The 18,194-nt window shown below is 33.9% G+C and carries 17 protein-coding genes; 10 read left to right on the forward strand and 7 right to left on the reverse strand.

The window, feature by feature from the left end; all coding sequences use genetic code 11:
* Positions 1–65 precede the first annotated feature (65 nt).
* The 6 genes from rfbC (at position 66) to B0A67_RS11850 (ending at position 7,034) form a co-directional block, all read left to right on the forward strand.
* Positions 66–614 carry a dTDP-4-dehydrorhamnose 3,5-epimerase gene (rfbC, locus tag B0A67_RS11825; RefSeq protein WP_072960775.1) on the forward strand — a complete coding sequence of 183 codons (549 nt, stop codon included), beginning with the start codon at positions 66–68 and terminating at the stop codon, positions 612–614.
* Positions 614–1,459, forward strand: coding sequence for a dTDP-4-dehydrorhamnose reductase (rfbD, locus tag B0A67_RS11830; protein WP_072960778.1), 846 nt, complete (start codon positions 614–616; stop codon positions 1,457–1,459). Before rfbC ends, rfbD begins: the two co-directional genes overlap by 1 nt.
* 84 nt (positions 1,460–1,543) lie before the next feature.
* Positions 1,544–2,428, forward strand: coding sequence for a glucose-1-phosphate thymidylyltransferase RfbA (rfbA, locus tag B0A67_RS11835; RefSeq protein WP_072960781.1), 885 nt, complete (start codon positions 1,544–1,546; stop codon positions 2,426–2,428).
* 84 nt (positions 2,429–2,512) lie between these two features.
* On the forward strand, positions 2,513–4,480 hold the full coding sequence (locus B0A67_RS11840; RefSeq protein WP_072960783.1) for a polysaccharide biosynthesis protein: 1,968 nt from the start codon (positions 2,513–2,515) through the stop codon (positions 4,478–4,480).
* Positions 4,481–4,716: 236 nt separating this feature from the next.
* Positions 4,717–6,150 (forward strand): MBOAT family O-acyltransferase, encoded by a 1,434-nt coding sequence (locus B0A67_RS11845; protein WP_072960786.1) that lies wholly within the window; start codon positions 4,717–4,719, stop codon positions 6,148–6,150.
* Complete coding sequence (locus B0A67_RS11850) at positions 6,150–7,034, forward strand: hypothetical protein (RefSeq protein WP_072960789.1); 885 nt, start codon at positions 6,150–6,152, stop codon at positions 7,032–7,034. Before B0A67_RS11845 ends, B0A67_RS11850 begins: the two co-directional genes overlap by 1 nt.
* A gap of 297 nt (positions 7,035–7,331) precedes the next feature.
* On the opposite strand, the gene B0A67_RS11855 is transcribed toward B0A67_RS11850, so the two are convergent.
* A complete protein-coding gene (locus B0A67_RS11855) occupies positions 7,332–8,468 on the reverse strand; it encodes a lipoprotein N-acyltransferase Lnb domain-containing protein (protein WP_072960793.1) in 1,137 nt (378 codons plus the stop codon).
* A 395-nt stretch (positions 8,469–8,863) separates the two neighbouring features.
* On the opposite strand from B0A67_RS11855, the gene B0A67_RS11860 reads away from it, so the two are divergent.
* Together B0A67_RS11860 and B0A67_RS11865 are read left to right on the forward strand one after the other, a co-directional pair.
* Positions 8,864–9,586, forward strand: coding sequence for a CDP-alcohol phosphatidyltransferase family protein (locus B0A67_RS11860; RefSeq protein ID WP_072960796.1), 723 nt, complete (start codon positions 8,864–8,866; stop codon positions 9,584–9,586).
* A 4-nt stretch (positions 9,587–9,590) separates the two neighbouring features.
* On the forward strand, positions 9,591–10,448 hold the full coding sequence (locus B0A67_RS11865; RefSeq protein WP_072960798.1) for a glycoside hydrolase family 25 protein: 858 nt from the start codon (positions 9,591–9,593) through the stop codon (positions 10,446–10,448).
* A gap of 61 nt (positions 10,449–10,509) precedes the next feature.
* Here B0A67_RS11865 and B0A67_RS11870 read toward each other — a convergent pair whose 3' ends face one another.
* From B0A67_RS11870 to B0A67_RS11890, 5 genes are all read right to left on the reverse strand, one after another.
* Positions 10,510–10,731: a DUF5808 domain-containing protein gene (locus tag B0A67_RS11870; RefSeq protein ID WP_072960800.1), complete on the reverse strand. Its 222-nt coding sequence runs from the start codon at positions 10,729–10,731 to the stop codon at positions 10,510–10,512.
* Positions 10,732–10,802: 71 nt separating this feature from the next.
* The gene (gene lptB / locus B0A67_RS11875) at positions 10,803–11,543 is read right to left on the reverse strand and encodes an LPS export ABC transporter ATP-binding protein (protein WP_056255108.1); all 741 of its coding nucleotides are present in this window, start codon (positions 11,541–11,543) and stop codon (positions 10,803–10,805) included.
* An 87-nt stretch (positions 11,544–11,630) separates the two neighbouring features.
* Positions 11,631–11,984, reverse strand: a complete 354-nt coding sequence (locus B0A67_RS11880; protein ID WP_072960803.1) for a carboxymuconolactone decarboxylase family protein — start codon at positions 11,982–11,984, stop codon at positions 11,631–11,633.
* The gene (gene tatC, locus B0A67_RS11885) at positions 11,977–12,792 is read right to left on the reverse strand and encodes a twin-arginine translocase subunit TatC (protein ID WP_072960806.1); all 816 of its coding nucleotides are present in this window, start codon (positions 12,790–12,792) and stop codon (positions 11,977–11,979) included. The genes B0A67_RS11880 and tatC overlap by 8 nt, the downstream gene beginning before the upstream one ends.
* Positions 12,792–13,757, reverse strand: a complete 966-nt coding sequence (locus B0A67_RS11890; protein ID WP_072960929.1) for a KpsF/GutQ family sugar-phosphate isomerase — start codon at positions 13,755–13,757, stop codon at positions 12,792–12,794. Before B0A67_RS11890 ends, tatC begins: the two co-directional genes overlap by 1 nt.
* An 86-nt stretch (positions 13,758–13,843) precedes the next feature.
* On the opposite strand from B0A67_RS11890, the gene recQ reads away from it, so the two are divergent.
* Positions 13,844–16,039 carry a DNA helicase RecQ gene (gene recQ / locus B0A67_RS11895; RefSeq protein ID WP_072960809.1) on the forward strand — a complete coding sequence of 732 codons (2,196 nt, stop codon included), beginning with the start codon at positions 13,844–13,846 and terminating at the stop codon, positions 16,037–16,039.
* Between the two features lie 58 nt (positions 16,040–16,097).
* On the opposite strand, the gene B0A67_RS11900 is transcribed toward recQ, so the two are convergent.
* Complete coding sequence (locus tag B0A67_RS11900) at positions 16,098–16,337, reverse strand: hypothetical protein (RefSeq protein WP_072960812.1); 240 nt, start codon at positions 16,335–16,337, stop codon at positions 16,098–16,100.
* A 291-nt stretch (positions 16,338–16,628) separates the two neighbouring features.
* Between B0A67_RS11900 and B0A67_RS11905 the strand changes: the two genes are divergently transcribed.
* Positions 16,629–18,188 carry an NAD(P)/FAD-dependent oxidoreductase gene (locus tag B0A67_RS11905; RefSeq protein WP_072960815.1) on the forward strand — a complete coding sequence of 520 codons (1,560 nt, stop codon included), beginning with the start codon at positions 16,629–16,631 and terminating at the stop codon, positions 18,186–18,188.
* Positions 18,189–18,194 lie beyond the last annotated feature (6 nt).

Below are 18,194 nucleotides of genomic sequence, written 5' to 3' on the forward strand. Positions count from 1 at the left end.
AAAAAGAAATTAAAATAAAGGAGTGAGGAAGCTTCTTTTACAAAAAATAAGAATTATATTTTAATATGAAAATTGAAGAAACGTTTATAAAAGATTTAGTCATTGTAGAACCAACAGTTTTTGGAGACGAGAGAGGTTATTTTTTTGAATCCTATAGTAAAACTAAATTTGAAGATTTAGAAATTAATATAGATTTCGTTCAGGACAATCAGTCTTTTTCTAAAAAAGGAACATTACGTGGCTTGCATTACCAAAACCCACCATTTGCACAAACCAAATTAGTACGTGTTTTAGAAGGAGAAATTATAGACGTTGCAGTTGATGTAAGAAAAGATTCACCTACGTACGGAAAAGCATTTAGTGTTTTGTTATCAGCAGAAAATAAAAAGCAATTATTAGTTCCTCAAGGGTTTGCACATGGTTTTTCTGTTATCAGTGAAACAGCATCAGTGTTATATAAATGTGATCAGTTTTATAATAAAGCCTCTGAAGGTGGAATTAAATATGATGATCCATCACTTAATATCGATTGGGGAATGGACGTAAAAGATGCAATTGTTTCTGAAAAAGATCAAATACTTCCTTTTATTGAAAATTGTAATAGTTTATTTTAATGAAGAAAATTCTTGTAACGGGGGCAAATGGACAATTAGGTTCTGAATTAGCTGTTTTGTCATCAAAGTATACTCAATATAAATGGGTTTTTGCTGATAGAACTCAAGTAACTTTAGATGATTTAGGTATACTTAAGATTCAGTTAAATCAAATTCAACCGGACGTGATTTTTAATTGTGGAGCCTATACAGCAGTTGATAAAGCTGAAACTGAAAAAGAAAAGGCTTTTGCAATCAATAATTTAGCAGTAGAATTAATTGCGAAATATACTCGAGAGAATAATACAAAATTAATCCATATTTCTACAGACTATGTTTTTGATGGGACTTCTGCAATCGCTTTAGATGAAGACGAAGAGACGAATCCAATCAATATTTATGGAGCGAGTAAAAGAGCCGGAGAAATTGCGTGTTTAAAAGAAAATCCAGACTCAATTATTATTAGAACCTCTTGGGTATATAGTAAATTTGGAAATAATTTTGTGAAAACCATGCAGCGCTTGATGCAGGAAAGAGAGGTCATTAACGTGGTGAACGATCAAATTGGTTCTCCTACCTATGCTGCTGACTTAGCTCAGGCAATGATGGCTATCTTGGAATCTCCTGAATGGATTTCCGGGATCTATAATTATTCAAATGAAGGTGAAATAAGCTGGTATGAATTTGCGTTGCGTATAAAAGAATTGGGAGGATACATTTGTAATATTGGAGGAATACCATCGGGATCCTATCCAACACCTGCAAAACGTCCTAAATTTTCACTATTAGATAAGAAAAAAATTAAGGACATTTATAATTTAAATATTCCAAATTATAAAGAGAGTTTAAAAAAAATGTTTTTATAATTAAAGATGATTCAATGTTTTATTTTTAGTATTTCGATAATTAAGAAATCTAAATCTAAAATCTAAAATCTAAAATCAAAATATATGAAAGGAATTATTCTAGCCGGAGGTTCTGGCACACGTTTGCATCCATTGACACTTGCTATGAGCAAACAAATGATGCCAGTGTATGATAAACCAATGATTTATTACCCGCTATCTACTTTGATGATGTCGGGAATAAATGAAATATTGATTATTTCTACTCCGCATGACTTACCAAATTTCAAAAAGTTATTAGGCGACGGTTCTGATTTAGGTTGTAAATTTAGCTATGCAGAACAGGCAATCCCTAACGGTTTAGCTCAGGCTTTTGTCATTGGGGAGAAGTTTATTGGCAATGATGATGTAGCGTTGATATTAGGCGATAATATCTTTTTTGGATCTAATATGCAGGAACTTTTAAAGTCAAACACAAAACCAAATGGAGGGGTTGTTTTTGCTTATCATGTTTCAGATCCTGAACGCTATGGAGTGGTTGAATTTGATGAGAACTTTAAAGCAATTTCTATCGAAGAAAAGCCTGAAGAACCAAAATCCAATTACGCAGTTCCGGGATTGTATTTTTATGATAATTCGGTTGTTGAGATTGCTAAAAATATTAAACCAAGTGCCCGAGGTGAATACGAAATTACAGATGTTAATAAAGTATATTTAGAAAAAGAAGCTTTAAAAGTGGGGATTTTAAGCAGAGGAACAGCCTGGTTGGATACCGGAACTTTTAACAGTTTAATGCAGGCAGGACAATTTGTTCAGGTCCTTGAAGAAAGACAAGGATTAAAAGTAGGCTGTATTGAAGAAATTGCCTGGAGACAAGGATTTATAAATGATACCCAGTTTGAAGAATTGGCTTTGCCTTTGGTAAAATCAGGATACGGTGCTTATTTGCTGGAATTTTTGAAACAAAAGAAAAAAGGTGTTAAATTCTAATTTAGATCAGGAAATAATTTTTTAAAACCTTTAATTTGTACTTTTGTAAGACAGACAAAGTTTACAAAATTAAACTATACCAAATTGGATACAGATAAACAAACCAAAATAGCCTCTTTGTTGCATAATTTTCTCTCACCAAGAAATCTAAGAACAAGCATTAATAATCTTAGCTATTTGCCGAGGTGGATCATCATTGCAATAGATGTAATGGTGTTGATTTTTTCGTTTACGTTTACTTATATGCTGTTTGAAGGGACTGCATTGGGGTATATTATTACGTCTAATCAGTTTTATTTTGTTTCTAGTTTAATTGTTATCAATGTGTTTTTCTTTTGGCTATTTAGGACCTATTCTGGTATTATTAGACACTCTTCCTATATTGATGCGATAAAATTGTTATTTTCTCAAATGTCAGTTTTGGTGTTTTTTTTGTTTTTCAATTTAGTTTTTGAATTGTATACAGGACATAAAGCTTTTTTAAATACCGCACTTTTTATCAATTTAGTATTATCTTTTTGTGGTTTGTTCTTGTATCGTGTGATAGTAAAGCAAACTTTTGAGTTGTACTTTTCTGAGAAAACCAATTCTAAGTTAATCAGAACAGTAATTTACGGAACAGATGCAAATGCGATTTCTGTTGCCAATGCATTAAAATTCGAAACGCCTTCCCGTTTTAAAATTGTTGGTTTTGTAGATAAAAATAATCAGAATGCGGCGAAGAGAATGTTAGATTTGCCTATTCTGATCTTACGAAAAAAATTGCCTGCTTTAATGCGTTCAGTAGCTGCGGAAGGTGTTATTATAGCAGACAAAAGTTTATCTAAAGAAGAACAGTTAATTATTGTTGATCAATGTTTAGAATTCAATTATAGGGTATATACAGTACCACTTATTTCGGATTGGGAGAATCAAAAGGAAATCTCTCAGAAAGTAAAAAATATTCAGATTGAAGATTTATTAGAAAGAAAACCTATAGTTCTGGACAGTAAATCAATTTCGAAACAATTAAAAGATAAAACGGTTCTTATTACTGGAGCTGCCGGATCAATAGGCAGTGAAATCGTAAGGCAGGTTTTAGGGTTTAATCCTAAAATGGTGATTATATTAGACCATGCAGAGACACCGCTTCATAATTTATGCTTAGAAACATTAACAATTGGTTCTGAATCAAAAATAGTAGCTGTGATTGCTGATGTCAGAAGTAAAAAAGCTTTGGAAAAAGTTTTCAAAAACTATAGTCCGCATGTCGTTTTTCACGCTGCAGCATACAAACATGTTCCTTTGATGGAAGAGAATCCATCTCAGGCTATCCAGACAAATATTAAGGGGACTAAAAATTTAGCTGATTTATCCTGTAAATACCATGTAAAGAAATTTGTAATGGTCTCTACTGATAAAGCGGTTAATCCTAGTAATGTTATGGGAGCCAGTAAGAGAATAGCAGAAAAATATGTTCAATCTTTATTTTTGAAAAATCAAAGAGCGAATGTAGAAGGCTCTACTAAATTTATCACAACTCGTTTTGGAAATGTTTTAGGTTCAAACGGATCCGTAGTGCCTTTATTTACAAAGCAAATCGCTGAAGGCGGACCTGTTACTATAACCCATCAGGATATTATTCGTTATTTTATGACGATTCCGGAAGCATGTCAATTGGTTTTAGAAGCTGGTGCCATGGGTAACGGAGGTGAGATTTATATTTTTGATATGGGTAAACCAGTAAAAATTATCGATCTGGCCAAGAAAATGATTAAACTCGCAGGATTTATTCCAGATAAGGAGATCAAGATTAAAATTGTTGGATTAAGGCCTGGAGAGAAACTATACGAAGAGTTATTGAACGATACGTCAAAAACATTACCAACCTATCATAATAAAATTATGATTGCTCAGGAAATACAAGACGAATATGAAAACTTGCATATTGAAATTGATGAGCTTATTGGTATCGCTGATTTCTATGATAATGACGATATTGTAACCAAAATGAAAAAAATTGTCCCTGAATTTAAAAGTATGAATTCCGCTTTTGAAGTTCTGGATAAGTAGTTTCTTATTGTAAATTGAATTTTAGATTCAAATAATATTAAAAGGTGTTTTTTTTAGAAAAACGCCTTTTTTGGTTTTTAGATTAAATCTTAAAGCAGGCTGTTAGTATAGTTTTTAAATTAGTATCTCTCTATATGAGACAAATAAATAAAGCTGCTCACATAGCGATAAAAGAATTATTTGTAAAGAATTATTCTTTTCTTTGCAGCTTCAAATTCCATTTTTTAAAGTAAAATATGTTTTTTAATTCTTTAGCATTTGCTGTTTTTTTGCCAATCGTATTCTTTTTGTATTGGTTTGTTTTTAATAAAACAAAAAGCATCCAAAATGCTTTGTTAATCGTTGCCAGCTACTACTTCTATTCTTGTTGGGATTGGCGATTTTTGTTCTTACTGGTCTTTTCTACTTTTCTTGATTATTATACCGGAATTCAGATAGAAAAAGGAAAATCAGATAAAAGCAGGAAATTTTGGTTTTGGCTGAGTGTATTAACCAATTTAGGTTTTCTTGGGATTTTTAAATATTACAATTTTTTTGCTGCCTCTTTTTCAGAATTATTAAACTCGGTTGGGATACAAGCCAGTCCTATATTGTTAAATGTCATTCTTCCGGTCGGAATTTCGTTTTATACGTTCCATGGATTGTCGTATGTCATCGATATTTATTTAAAGCGTATAAAAGCCGAATATAACTTTGTAGATTATTCCTTATTTGTGAGCTATTTTCCTCTTTTGGTTGCCGGACCAATAGAAAGAGCAACGCATTTGTTGCCACAGGTAAAAGTAAAAAGAGTATTTAATTTTCAAACGGCTAAAGAAGGAGTTTATCAGATCATCTGGGGATTGGTCAAAAAAGTGGTTATTGCAGATACGTGTGCGACTTATGCTAATGCTATTTTTGATAATTATACCACTGTGAACTCGTTTTCATTAATTCTTGGGGCAGTCTATTTTGCTTTTCAAATTTATGGCGATTTTTCAGGCTATTCAGATATCGCGTTGGGGGTGTCAAAATTGTTTGGTTTAGACTTACTGCGTAATTTCAATTACCCTTATTTTTCGAGAGATATTGCTGAGTTTTGGCGACGCTGGCACATTTCGCTTTCGTCCTGGTTTCGCGATTATTTGTATATTCCTTTAGGCGGAAGTAAAGGAGGGATCTGGATGAAAATTAGAAATACGTTTATCATTTTTATGGTAAGCGGGTTTTGGCATGGCGCCAATTGGACGTATTTGGCCTGGGGATTCATAAATGCAATTTATTTTTTACCGTTACTGTTATCAAATAGTAATCGGAATAATATTGATGTAATTGAGGTTTCCTGGAATTTTGATTCGGTAAAAGTGATTTTTAATATTTTGATAACCTTTTCGATAACCTGTATTGCCTGGGTGTTTTTTAGGGCCAGGACAATTACAGATGCTGTTTTGTATTTAAAACGCATGATTGTGAACCAGGATTTTAGTTTTCAATATCTGGATAATGAACGTTACAGTTATGAATTACTGCTTGTAATTGGTTTGTTTGTTTTAGTGGAGTGGAATAACAGAACCAAAGTAGAACCTCTTTCAGGTAAAAGAAGCATGCTAAAAGTAGCTTTGGCAATTGCTGCTATTATAGCTCTTGGAACCTTTTCGGATTATAAAGAATTTATATATTTTCAGTTTTAATGAAACAGTTTTTATTTTATGCGCTTCGAATTTTAATCATCACACTTTTGATTGCTGTTGCATTGGATGGTATGTATACGTATGTTTTTTTGCAGTCTAAAAACAGAGGAAAAATTGAGACGGTCTTTAATTCTAAAGCAAAAAAGTTTGATGTAGTTATCCTGGGATCATCGCGTGCAAATAATCATTTTGTATCGAAAATGTTCGAAGACAAAGGTTTGAAAACATTTAATTACGGAATGAGTGGAGGACATTTGTTTGAAGCATCATTAATGCTCAAGCTAATGATTGAAAAAAAATATGAAATTAAGAATGTTATTCTGGAAGCCGATTTGAATCTTTCTAACGATAAGGAATCTGATGGGGTGGCGTCAAAATTTTTACCGTACATTCATAGTTCAAAAGTGATAGAAAAACATTTCTCAGCTCAGGATAATTTTAATGAATTGTATTATCTGCCTTTCTACAGGTATATAAAATACGATTCTAAAATAGGTTTTAGAGAGGTTTATAAGATCATAAAAGGCGAGTCGACAAATGCTTTAGACAATTTGGGATATTATCCTCTGGTGAAGCAAAAGAAAGGCAATATGAAAAATAATATTGTTAATCTCAATCCGTTGCCGAAGAATAAGTATTACGAAGAAATCAAAAATATCTGCAAAGCGAATAATATTAATTTTATCGCGGTAATGACACCGATGTGCGAGAATGTAAAAGGAATGAATTATTTTGATAAAGTAAAAAAAGCATATCCGGAAATTCATAATTTTGAAAACGTAGTGCAGGAAGACAAATACTTTTCTTCTTGTGGGCATATGAATGATGCCGGAGCCAAAATTTTTACGGCAAAAATATTGTCTGACTTTTTTGGAAAGAAATAAACTTTTTAATTTAAGAAAATCAGTACTAATCCGTGTTTATTCGTTGTATTCAGCTGATAGGTTCCTTAATACGATACTAATAAATATTTAATTAAACACTTAGAAACATAGGTAATGTGTTCAAAAGAGAATGCGAAAAAAAGAAACATATTTCTTTTGCATACTGTGCTTTGTGTATTTTAAACAAGTGAAACGCCTTATTTTTAGTTACAAAAAAAGCTATGTTTCTATGTGTTAAAACAATTACACCCAATTGGTGATTTTTTAAAAGTTTATTCTACAAAAGCCATAAGAGGTTTAGATAATTATAGGGATCCGTTTTTTATTTCGAATCGCCACTCTTACCAGAACAAATCCACTGGTAATGATCATTGGTAAAACAATCAGAAAATGTGCTTTGTTGATCAGGAAAATGGTGTAAAAGATTAAGAATAACAGATGTAAAACCGCGAAGCGATACGTCCATATTTTGTTTTTTATAAGAGAGAAGAAAATCAAAATCAACAATAATGGACTAAATAAAAGTACATTATAATTCATTGCCAGTTCCTGGTGAAGGGAATAAAATCCAACTGCAACAAAAAAGATTCCGATAAAAGATAAAATCAAAAGATAGATTTTGTCCACTATTTTGTTGTGCGCCAGAACTACAAAACCTAATATGATGAGGTAAGTATAAACGTTGTTCCACCATGAGCCCGCAGTTTCTTTTTCGAAAGTCAATAAAGTTTTAGTCTTAGCAGCCAAAGGGTGTTTTTGATAAGTAGTTTTCTCTAAGCTATTTTTTAATTCAAACGGCAGGAAAATCTTAGTGCCGGGCTGATCTACTTTTGTTCCAAAAATAATACTTGTCCCCAATTGATCGTAAAAATGGCCATTGAAATAAGGAAATAAAATCGAACGGTATGTTTGGTCTGTATAGCCTTTTTTGGTGATGACTTCCCCGTCTAGTGATTTATTGATAATATCTGCCACCATTGAAGTACAGTTTTTATCAATAAATTTATAAGTATAATAGCGGTTTTCAGGAGATAAAGTAGCATTTAAATTGTCAAAAAGTTTTTGTTTTAGATCTTGGGAAATAAGAAGTTCCTGTTCGAAAACGCTTCTTTTTTCAGTGGTATAATCATTTATAAAATCAGAGAACGAACGCACACTTACAAAATATTGTAAATCTCCTTTTGCAAATTTGGCAACAAAATTGGGTGTCCTAAAATCAAAATTCCCATAATTGTAAACGATATCAATATTGTTTCCGGGATCTGCAACGCGTACAGCAGTATGGCCAAAATACGAATAGGTTTCATTCCCTAATCCACATGTAATTACGCTTATTTTTGCCTCTTTCGATAAAGGCAAGCTTTGGCTAAAACCAATAAAACCTAGTAATAATAGTAAACTAAAAACTGTTTTTTTGAAAATGACATTTTTCATGATTTAAAATTTTAAGAAGTTTATGGTTTTGTAATTTTTATCTAAAGATAACTAAATATATTTTCGGAACTTTTTGTCCGTATTGTGATATACAATTTGAAAAATAATAAAAATGCAAAAACGTACTTCGGTGGTTATTTTTTAGCAAACCCGAGTGTGTTTTAATTTTTACCAAAAATATAATATTTTGGTCAGCAAACTTCTTCCTTTTAATAAATATTCCGAAAGTCGAAATTTAAAACCAAAAACTCCTTACTGTAAAATGGTTTTGTCAAAATCACGCAATCTTTCTGATGAATTCATTTTGATTTTACTTTGATTATTTTAGAGAATAGTATGAATTGTTCATATAATTATGCGAAATTTGTCGTTGCAAAAAAATAAAACTATAGACCATGAATATTAAAAAGCACATTCCTAATTTAATCACATTAATCAATTTGTTTTGTGGTTGTATCGCTGTTGTTTTTGTTTCACAAGCTGATTATTTAATGGCTTTTTACATGGTTTGCTTAGGAATCTTTTTTGATTTTTTTGATGGTTTCTTTGCCAGATTGTTTAAAGTTTCCAGTCCGCTTGGTTTGCAATTGGATTCTTTGGCAGATATGGTAACCAGTGGTGTTGTACCGGGTTATATTATGTATACTATGTTTTTGAAAAGTGCCAATCCTAATGATCTGATGGCGTCCTCTATTATTCCTTTTTTAGGGTTTATTGTAACCTTGGGTTCTTGCTATCGACTGGCTAATTTTAATATTGACACGCGTCAGACAGATTCTTTTATTGGACTGCCAACGCCGGCAAATGCTTTGTTTATTCTGAGTCTTCCTTTGGTTTTACAATTTTCTGATTCTTTAATAATTTTTGAGATTTTGAGCAATCATTGGGTTTTATTGGGTATAACGGTATGTAGCGCTTATATCTTAAATGCCGAAATTCCTTTATTTGCTTTAAAAATCAAGAAATTTACGGTAAAAGACAATGTTCTTCAAATCATATTTTTACTGGTTTCATTATTATTGTTAATTACGCTTCAATATATTGCAATTCCGTTAATTATCATTTTTTACGTGTTGTTATCAGTTGTGAATAATATATTTTTGAAAAAGCAGTCTTAATTTAATGGCAAGAAAAACGACAAGACGAACTCCATATTCCCGAAAAGCGAAACCTCAGAAATCGATTTTAGCAAGAGTAATTCGTTTCATTATTTATTCTTTTTTTGTATTACTGTTCTTTGCTGCGGTGTATCATTATCGTGATGGACTGGCGTATTATTTGGGTTTTAAATCGAACAAAGTTTTAGATGAAGATGCGGTTGATAAACATCTTTCAGACGTTCGTAATATCCGGGTTCTCGAAAATCATAAAGGAAAAGTAATAGGCATTGACGTATCTGAATTTCAGGGAAAAGTGCAATGGGATGAAGTGGAAGTCCTGGATGAAAAATATCCTGTAAAATTTGTATTTATCCGTGCGACTGCAGGAAATGACAGAGTGGACAGACAATTTAAAAAAAATTGGGAAGGAGCAAAAGAACACAAAATCATTCGTGGAGCCTACCATTATTACCGGCCAAACGAAAATTCTATAGAGCAGGCCAATCTTTTTATTAAAACAGTAAAATTGCATAAAGGCGATTTACCTCCGGTTTTAGATATTGAAAGATTGCCTAAGAACCAACCTTTGGATAGTTTGAAAAAAGGCCTGAAACGCTGGCTAAATAAAGTTGAAGCGCATTATCAGGTGCGTCCTATAATTTATTCCGGAGAGCGCTATTATAGTGATTTTTTGAAAGAAGAGTTTGGGGAATACTTGTTTTGGATTGCCAATTACAATTTCTATAGGGAAAAGATCGAAGATGATTGGCTTTTTTGGCAATTTACAGAAAAAGCATCATTGCCGGGAATCAAACATCGTGTAGATGTGAATATTTACAACGGTGATCTGCAGCAGTTGAAGTTTATAACAGTGGATTAATTTACTATTCAGTCTCAGTTTACAGTTTTTGCTGAGACCGTAACTGAGACTGAAAACTTTTTTATTTAAGCTGAGTAAGCGTATATAGGAAAAAAAGAAATGCAATTGTAATGAGGATCGCTTTCTGATTTGCAAAATTAATAGTGAAACCGGCCCATTTTAATTTCTTAGGAACAAACATTCTTTTGTCTTGTTTGTTGTGATAAAACATTCCCAAATGCCAGTTGTTTGGGTCATTATGCCAATTATTGTAATCTTGTTGAGTTGGTTTTTGTGGGATCATTTTTGGTGATTTTCAGTCGCTATTTTCAATTTTAGAAAACTGTAAACTAAAAACTGCGACTGTATACTGATTTAGAATTCAAGTTTCTTTTTACGAAGTTCAAAGTTTTGACCAAGATAAACACGGCGCACCATTTCATCTTCAACTAATTCTTCCGGAATTCCGGCTTTCAAAATTCCTCCTTCAAACATTAAGTAGGTTTTGTCCGTAATCGCTAAGGTTTCCTGAACGTTGTGATCCGTAATTAAGATTCCGATATTTTTATTTTTCAATTGTGCCACAATTCTCTGAATGTCCTCAACTGCAACAGGGTCAACTCCTGCAAAAGGTTCATCTAATAAAATAAATTTAGGATCTGTTGCCAAAGCACGTGCAATTTCAGTACGTCGACGCTCTCCACCTGAAAGTAAATCACCCCTGTTAGTGCGAATATGTTCTAAGCTGAACTCTTCAATTAAACTTTCCATTTTTGCAATTTGCTCTTCTTTAGAAAGTTTTGTCAATTGCAAAACACTAAGGATATTATCTTCGATACTTAGTTTTCTAAAGACTGAGGCTTCCTGAGCTAAATAGCCAATTCCCTGTTGGGCACGTTTGTACATCGGATAATCGGTGATATCCAGATCGTCCAGATAGATATTTCCTGAATTTGGTTTTACCAATCCTACGATCATGTAGAAAGAAGTTGTTTTTCCGGCACCATTGGGTCCCAAAAGTCCAACAATTTCTCCTTGATTAACCTCTACAGAAATTCCTTTTACGACGCTGCGGCCTTTGTAGGTTTTGATTAAATTATCGGCTCTTAATTTCATTTTTTTAGTTTAATCGTTTAAACGTTTGAATCGTTTATTCGCCACAAATTAACGAATAAACGATTCAACAAATAAACCTATTAACAATTATTTAGTTTCAGCTTCCTCAAGAGCTTCCCAGAATTCGTAAGCTCTGCGTAAATGAGGTACTACAATAGTTCCTCCAACCAGAGTTGCGATTCCCATTGCTTCCATCATTTCTTCTTTCGTAACACCTTCTTTATGGCTGGTTTCCAGATGATATTTTACACAATCATCACAGCGTAAAACTGCAGATGCAACTAATCCTAAAAGCTCTTTTGTTTTTACGTCAAGAGCTCCGGGAGCGTAAGCATTCGTGTCAAGATTAAAAATTCGCTTTACAATTTTGTTGTTGTCAGCCAGTAATTTTTCGTTCATTTTAGAACGATAATCGTTAAATTCTTGTATGATATCAGACATTTTCTTTCAGTTTATTTTTATAGACAATCCTTGAAATCAGGATACTCACTTCGTAGATAATCAACATTGGTATTGCTACGATAGTTTGACTAACTACATCCGGAGGAGTTACAATAGCGGCAACAATTAATATAATTACTACAGCATATTTCCAGTATTTTCTTAAGAAATCAGGAGTAACTAATCCTAATTTGGTTAAGAAATAAATAATAATTGGTAATTCAAAAAACAATCCACTCGCGAGAATACTTGTTTTTACCATTCCCATATAAGAATCAAGTGTAAATTGATTTTTTACCACATCACTTACAGAGAAAGTGGCAACGAAATTAACAGACATCGGAATCACGACATAATATCCAAATAACACTCCTAAAAAGAAAAGCAGGGAAGAAGTGAATATAAATAATTTGGCATTTTTTCTTTCTTTCTCGTATAAAGCGGGGCTGATAAATTTCCAAAGTTCCCATAAAATGTAAGGGAAACTAAGGATGAAACCGGCTAAAAGACACATCCATACAAAAATGTTTACCTGTCCTTCCATTTCTGTATTCTGAATGATAAAATTCAGTTCAGTAATACAAATGCTATCAGCGAAACCCAGTGCATGAGATAAATCACAAAACCATACATAAGTAAAAAATGTTGGTCGGATTGGGCCTAAAATAATCTGATCGAATAAATAATCACTGATAAAATAAGTAAAAAATGCCATGATGCATATTGCAATGGTGCTTCTCACTAATAACCATCTTAATTCTTCAAGATGGTCTAAAAACGACATCTCGCCAAGGTTCTTTTTTGCCATTATACGATTCCTTCTTTTAAAATGTCATGTAAATGTAATACTCCTTTGTACTCACCATTATCTGCAACAATCAGTTGCGTAATCGAAAAATCTTCTAAAATATTTAAGGCGTCAACCGCCATAGTTTCTGAGGATACTGATTTAGGATTTCTTGACATAATATCTTTTGCAGTTAAGTCAGCAATAGTATCTACGTCATTTAGCATTCTTCGGATGTCTCCGTCAGTAATAATTCCGATAATTTTATCATTTTCGATAACAGCTGTTACACCTAATCGTTTTTCAGAGATCTCAAAAATAACTTTTTTAACTGAGGTATCCGGCGTTACCATTGGTTTTAACGAATGTTCAATCATATCTTTTACACGAAGCAATAATTTTTTGCCTAAAGCTCCGCCCGGATGGTAAACAGCAAAATCTTCCGGTTTAAAATCACGCATTTCCATCAAACAAACTGCCAGCGCATCACCCATTACAAGTTGTGCCGTGGTGCTGTTTGTTGGTGCTAAATTTATTGGGCAGGCTTCCATTTCAACGGTTGTATTCAACACGTAGTCAGAGCCTTTTGCCAGAAATGAAGTTGTGTTTCCTGTTATTGCGATTAAGGTATTTCCGAAGCGTTTTAATAACGGAACCAAAACTTTTATTTCGGGACTGTTGCCGCTTTTTGAAATGCAGATAATGATATCTTCGTTTTGTATCATTCCTAAATCACCATGAATGGCTTCTGAAGCATGCAGGAACATAGATGGTGTTCCGGTGGAGTTAAAAGTGGCAACCATTTTTTGAGCAATTATCGCGCTTTTTCCGATTCCGGTAACGATCAGACGACCTTTAGTTTCGTAAATACGCTGGACAGCTTCGTAAAAATTTTCGTCCAAAAAATCAATTAACTTTGTAATTGCTTCACTTTCAGAGAGTATGGTTTTCTTGGCAATTGCCAATATATTTTCTTTTGTGATCAAAACAGGATATTTTAAATTTGTATGTATAAAAGAAAGTTGTATCTTTATGTGTTGCAAATTTATACAAAATACCCTTAATATAAAGAATGAATTCAAACGAAATTGAAATACACAAGGAATTAAAGAAGTATTTCGGCTTTAGCCAATTTAAGGGCTTGCAGGAGCAAGTCATTACAAGTATTTTAAGTCAAAAGAATACTTTTGTAATTATGCCTACTGGTGGAGGAAAGTCTCTTTGTTATCAATTACCCGCTTTAATTCAGGACGGAACAGCTATCGTTGTCTCGCCTTTGATTGCTTTGATGAAAAATCAGGTTGATGCTATTAGAAGTCTTTCTTCAGAAAACGGAATTGCGCATGTGCTAAATTCCTCCCTTACTAAAACAGAAATTGCGCAGGTAAAAAAAGACATTACTTCTGGTTTGACCAAGCTTTTGTATGTGGCGCCGGAATCTCTGACTAAGGAAGAGTATGTGGCTTTTTTGCAAAGTGTGCCTATTTCGTTTGTGGCTATCGATGAAGCACATTGTATTTCAGAATGGGGTCATGATTTCAGGCCGGAATACAGAAACCTGAAAAATATTATCAAACAATTAGGGCAGGTGCCTATTATTGGGCTTACTGCAACTGCAACCCCAAAAGTTCAGGAAGATATTCTTAAAAACCTGGATATGTCTGATGCCAATACTTTCAAAGCATCATTCAACAGACCCAACTTATACTACGAAGTTCGTACAAAAACTAAAAATATAGAATCGGATATTATTCGGTTTATCAAACAACATAAAGGCAAATCCGGAATTATTTACTGCTTAAGCCGTAAAAAAGTAGAATCGATTGCCGAAGTTTTACAAGTAAACGGTATCAGTGCTGTTCCTTATCATGCAGGTTTAGATGCTAAAACCCGTGCAAAACATCAGGATATGTTTCTGATGGAAGATGTAGATGTGGTGGTGGCAACAATCGCTTTTGGTATGGGAATAGACAAGCCGGATGTTCGTTTTGTAATTCATCATGACATTCCAAAATCACTAGAAAGTTATTATCAGGAAACCGGTCGCGCGGGACGTGACGGAGGCGAAGGACATTGTCTGGCATATTACTCTTATAAAGATGTAGAAAAGCTCGAAAAATTCATGTCCGGGAAACCTGTGGCAGAACAAGAAATTGGTTTTGCATTATTGCAGGAAGTTGTGGCTTACGCCGAAACCTCTATGTCACGCAGGAAATTCTTATTGCACTATTTTGGTGAAGAATTTGACAGCGAAACCGGTGAAGGTGCTGATATGGATGACAATGTTCGTAATCCTAAAACCAAAGTCGAAGCGAAAGATCAGGCTGTTAAATTGCTGGAAATTGTTCGCGATACCAAGCATATTTATAAGTCAAAAGAAATTGTGTTTACTTTAATAGGTCGTGTAAACGCTGTGATTAAAGCCCATAAAACAGACACGCAATCCTTTTTTGGTTCAGGTTCAGATCATGACGAGAAATACTGGATGGCATTATTGCGACAAGTTCTCGTAGCAGGTTATTTGTCTAAAGATATTGAGACTTATGGTGTGGTGAAAATCACTAAAGAAGGTTTGGATTTTATCAAGAAACCGGTTTCGTTTATGATGTCTGAAGATCATGAGTATAATGAATCTGAAGATGAAGCAATCGTAACGGCATCAAAATCTTCAGGAACTGCAGACGAAGTTTTAATGGGAATGTTGCGCGAGCTGCGTAAAAAAGTAGCCAAAAAACTTGGGGTTCCTCCGTTTGTTGTTTTTCAGGATCCTTCTCTTGAAGATATGGCTTTAAAATATCCTATTACCTTACCTGAATTGTATAATATTCATGGCGTTGGAGAAGGAAAAGCCAAGAAGTATGGTAATGAGTTTATTACTTTGATTAACCGTTATGTAGACGATAATGATATTATTCGTCCTGATGATTTAGTCGTGAAATCTACCGGAGTTAATTCCGTAAATAAATTATACATCATCCAGAATATAGACAGAAAATTGCCATTGAGTGATATTGCATCTGCAAAAGGACTTTCGATGGATGCTTTGATCAAAGAGATGGAGCAGATTGTGTATGCCGGAACGAAACTGAACATCAAATATTGGGTAGATGATATGCTTGATGAAGATCAGCAGGAAGAAATACACGATTATTTCATGGAATCAGAATCGGATAAAATCGAAGACGCTCTTAAAGAATTCGATGGCGATTATGATATTGATGAGTTACGACTAATGCGGATTAAGTTTATTAGTGAAGTAGCGAATTAGTTATAAGTTAAATGTGAGATGTAAAAAGTATCGATACGATCATCTCACATTTTACATTTTACTCAGTATAAACTTCCCCACGATGTGGCTTCAAGGCATCACGTACCTGAATCATATTTTCGTCAGTTACAACCATAAAAGCGGTGGCATGCATATCGTTTATGATTTTAAAACCCGTAATATTCAGCGGAAGTTTTTCGATCACAATATATTCTTTCAAATGAATTTCATGATGCTCAGCTGTTTTTGCGGCAGCCGGACCGCGAAAATCCCAAATTAGTTTTATTTTTCTAGACATTTTTTTTAAAGGTGCAAAGGTTCAGAGTAGCAAAGATACAAAGTCTTTCCTGGTAAGATTAATAACTTACTGTAGAATTGAGGGTAAATTTTGTTTAATATACAGACAAATTTTTTATTTTCTTTGCAACTCTGCGACTTTGCACGATAAAAAAATAAAGCTTTGCTAACTTTGCTTATATCTTTGTAAATCTGCGTGCAAATTTTACAGTTGAGGTATATTTCATTTCAAAATGTTATTTTTGCATGTTCTTTTCATAAATAGAAAAGCTAATTGAATAAATAAAACAAAATGCCAAGAGAACTTTTACTTCAGGTAACTCCGGAAATAGCGGCAAACGAATTGCTGCTAAAAGACTATTTGTCTAAACAAATAAAGGTTTCTCCAAAGGAAATTCAACATATTTCTATTTTAAAACGATCTATTGATGCGCGTCAAAAAGCGATAAAAATCAATGTGAAAGTAATCATCTATTTACAAGGAGAGCCCTTTCAGCAAACTAAAATAGAGCTACCTATATATAAGGACGTTTCTTCGGCTCAGGAAGTGATTGTGGTTGGAGCTGGTCCGGCGGGACTTTTTGCCGCTTTGCAATTAATCGAATTAGGTTTAAAGCCAATTGTAATCGAACGCGGAAAAGATGTTCGGGGTCGCCGACGTGATTTAAAAGCAATAAATGTTGATCATTTGGTCAACGAAGATTCTAATTATTGTTTTGGAGAAGGCGGTGCAGGAACTTACTCTGACGGAAAATTATATACACGTTCTAAAAAACGTGGCGATGTAACGAGAATATTAGAGCTTTTAGTGGCTTTTGGTGCTTCTGAGGATATATTGGTAGAAGCGCATCCGCATATCGGAACCAATAAATTGCCGAAAATTATCGAAGATATACGAAATAAAATCATCGAGTTTGGCGGACAGGTTTTGTTTGATACACGAGTAACGGATATTCTGGTAAAGAATAATGAAGTCGAAGGAATCGTTACTCAAAATGGAGACAAGATTCTTTCGAACAAACTAATATTAGCGACAGGGCATTCAGCGCGTGATATCTTTGAATTATTAGATAAAAAGAAAATTTTTATCGAAGCGAAACCTTTTGCATTGGGAGTTCGTGCAGAACATTCGCAGGAATTAATTGATAGCATTCAATACAGCTGTGATTATCGTGGCGAGCATTTGCCTCCCGCACCGTATTCGATTGTAAAACAGGTTAACGGCCGCGGAATGTACTCGTTTTGTATGTGTCCGGGAGGTGTAATTGCGCCTTGCGCAACAAGTCCGGGCGAAGTAGTTACAAACGGCTGGTCGCCATCTAAGCGTGATCAGGTTACGGCAAATTCAGGAATTGTTATAGAATTGAAACTGGAAGATTTTAAACCTTTTGCAAAATTTGGTGCTTTGGCCGGAATGGAATTTCAAAAAAGTATCGAACAAAAAGCATGGCATCTGGCTGGGGAAACTCAAAGAGTTCCGGCACAGCGAATGATCGATTTTACTCAAAATAAAGTTTCAGCAGATATTCCGAAAACATCTTATGTACCGGGAACAACTTCGGTAGAAATGGGGCAGGTTTTTCCGGGATTTTTATCACAGATTTTACGCGAAGGATTTAAAGAATTCGGAAAATCTATGCGTGGTTATCTGACCAATGAAGCTATTTTGCATGCGCCGGAAAGCAGAACTTCGTCTCCGGTTCGTATTCCAAGAGATCCAATTACGTATGAGCATTTGCAAATAAAAGGTTTGTATCCGTGTGGAGAAGGAGCCGGCTATGCGGGCGGAATTATATCGGCTGCAATCGACGGTGAAAAATGTGCCTTGATGATTGCTGAAACTTTAAAATAATATATT

The organism is Flavobacterium aquidurense (genome assembly GCF_002217195.1).
GTDB classification, from domain to species: Bacteria; Bacteroidota; Bacteroidia; order Flavobacteriales; family Flavobacteriaceae; genus Flavobacterium; species Flavobacterium frigidimaris.